This window comes from Mesorhizobium sp. M7A.F.Ca.CA.002.09.1.1 (assembly GCF_003998555.1).
Taxonomy (GTDB): domain Bacteria; phylum Pseudomonadota; class Alphaproteobacteria; order Rhizobiales; family Rhizobiaceae; genus Mesorhizobium; species Mesorhizobium ciceri.
In genome coordinates this window covers 1-2,216 of record NZ_RZRR01000908.1, presented here as the reverse complement: position 1 = coordinate 2,216, position 2,216 = coordinate 1, and the positions used below count along the sequence as shown (strand labels likewise).

General features: G+C 65.1%; 1 protein-coding gene and 1 pseudogene. One reads left to right on the top strand and one right to left on the bottom strand.

All coding sequences use genetic code 11. The features are described 5' to 3' along the window. Positions 1-1,643, bottom strand: a 1,643-nt coding sequence (locus EN994_RS28180; protein WP_164746270.1) for an FAD-dependent oxidoreductase, incomplete at its 3' end; no start/stop codon positions are given. Positions 1,644-1,888: 245 nt separating this feature from the next. On the opposite strand from EN994_RS28180, the pseudogene EN994_RS28175 reads away from it, so the two are divergent. After that, positions 1,889-2,216, top strand: a pseudogene (locus tag EN994_RS28175) (hypothetical protein); the annotation flags it as partial.

The following is a 2,216-nucleotide window of genomic DNA, read 5'->3' as shown; positions in this document are numbered from 1 at the left end:
TAGTAGGAGCCCATCAGCCAATAAGAGCCGCCGCCCCAGTTGAAGACGGTGAGGTCGCCCTTCAGCCGTCCGTCATGGCCGAGCATCGGCGCCAGGCCGGCCCGCCCCGCCTTCGGCAATCGGCAGGCGAGCAGCCGGTCGAGCCACGCCTCCGCACCCAGCCCCGACACCGCATAGCGCGCATAGGCCGAGATATCGACGAGGCCGGCGGCGCGCCGCACCTGCAGCGCCTCCTCGCCGACGATGTCGAAGGCGTTGGAGCGCCGCAGCGTCGTGCTCTCGGCAAATCCCATCGGCGCGAAATAGGCCGGGATTTCCAGCCCCCAGGAAGCCGTCCATTCGCATCCCGCCGCGCTCATGCCGTCATAGGCGCCGGGGCGTTTCAGCGGCCGGCCGGCGGGCAGCCGTTCATTGGGAAAGGTCATGACGAACCGGCGCGAATAGAACTGGCGCGTCGTCTGCCTGAGATATTCGCGGTTGGCGGCGAAGGCACCGTAGCGAGCGATATCCATGCCGAAGATGTCGGCCTGCGGTTCGCCGAAAATCATCCATTCGGCCAGCGACTTGCCGACGCCGCCGCCCTGGCTGAAACCGGCCATGACGCCGCAGGCGACCCAGTAGTTCTTCAGGCCGCGCACCGGCCCGACAATCGGATTGCCGTCCGGCGTGAAGGTGAAGGCGCCGTTGACCCATTTGCGGATACCGGCCGTCGCCAGGCAAGGGAAGCGCTCATGCGCCTTGGCGAGTTCCGGGCTGATGCGGTCGATGTCTTCCGGGATCAGCTCTATGCCGTAATCCCACGGCGCTCCGTCCATGTTCCAGTGCTTTGGGTTCTGCTCATAGACGCCAAGCAGCACACCCTTGCGCTCCTGCCGCAGGTATGAAAAGCCGTCGAGATCGACGGCGATGCCGATTTCCCTGTCAAGTGCTGCGATCTCCGGAATGTCATCGGTGATGAAATAGTGGTGCTCCATCGGCGTCACCGGCAGGTCGACGCCGGCCATGCGGCCGAGCTGCTTCGCCCACAGCCCGCCGGCATTGACGACATGCTCGGCGATGATGGTGCCCTGCTCGGTGATGACGTCCCAGCGCCCGTCGGCACGTGCTTTCAGCTCGACGACCCGGTTGCGCAAGATGATGTCGGCGCCGCGCTTCTTCGCAGCACCCGCATAGGCATGCGTGGTACCGTACGGGTCGAGATGGCCTTCGTTGGAATCATGCAGGCCGCCAAGAACACCGTTGACGTCGACGATCGGGCAGATCGCCTTGATCTCGTCGGGCGTGACCAGGCGCGCGGTCTCGATGCCGACCGACTGGAACACGGCCCAGGCTGATTTCAGCCACTCCCAGCGCGCGGGATCGCTGGCGATGTTGACGCCGCCCGTCATGTGCAGGCCGATATCCCAGCCGGATTCGGCCTCGATCTCCCGGTAGAGATTGATGGTGTAGTCCTGCAGCGCCGCCACGTTGGGATCGGCGTTGAGCGCATGGAAGCCTGCCGCCGCGTGCCAGGTCGAACCGGCCGTCAGTTCTGCGCGCTCGATCAGCGCCACATCGCTCCAGCCGAACCGCGTCAGGTGATAGAGCACCGAGGCTCCGACCACGCCACCTCCGATGACGACTGCGCGGTAGTGCGACTTCAAGGCTTCCCCTCCACGGTTGGTCCGAAGACTGGAGTATATATCCACTGGACATAAGTGTCCAGTGCCGGCGCGCGCGCATCGTTTTTCGTCGACCGCCGGCATGCACTGCGCGCTGTCACGCAAGCATCATGTTCGCGCCGTAGACCGCGTTTCGGGGAGGCTTGCGCAACATCATCGATGTCGTACCTCTTTCAGTTTTTCGTCCCCCGGCCGCTCCGGCACATCCGTCACAAAGAGGATTATCCATGAAGCACCTGTATCGACCCGCGTCGCTTGGCGTCGCGCTGGCCTTGTTCACCGCCTTGGCGCCGGCGCTCGCCGACAGCACCGCGACCGTCGGCGGCCTCGTCAACAAGGGGCTGGTCGGCGTCGGCCGCATCCCGGCCGCTCAGCGCGACAAGTTCGGCGAGACCTTCGGCTCGGGTTCCGGCATGGCGATCGACGCATCAGGCTGGACGCATGACACCGCCGGCTACAGGGGTTCGCTCTGGCTGTTGCCGGACCGTGGCTACAATGTCGTCGGCACCACCAACTACCGGCCGCGCCTCAACACGATCGCCATCGAATTTGCTC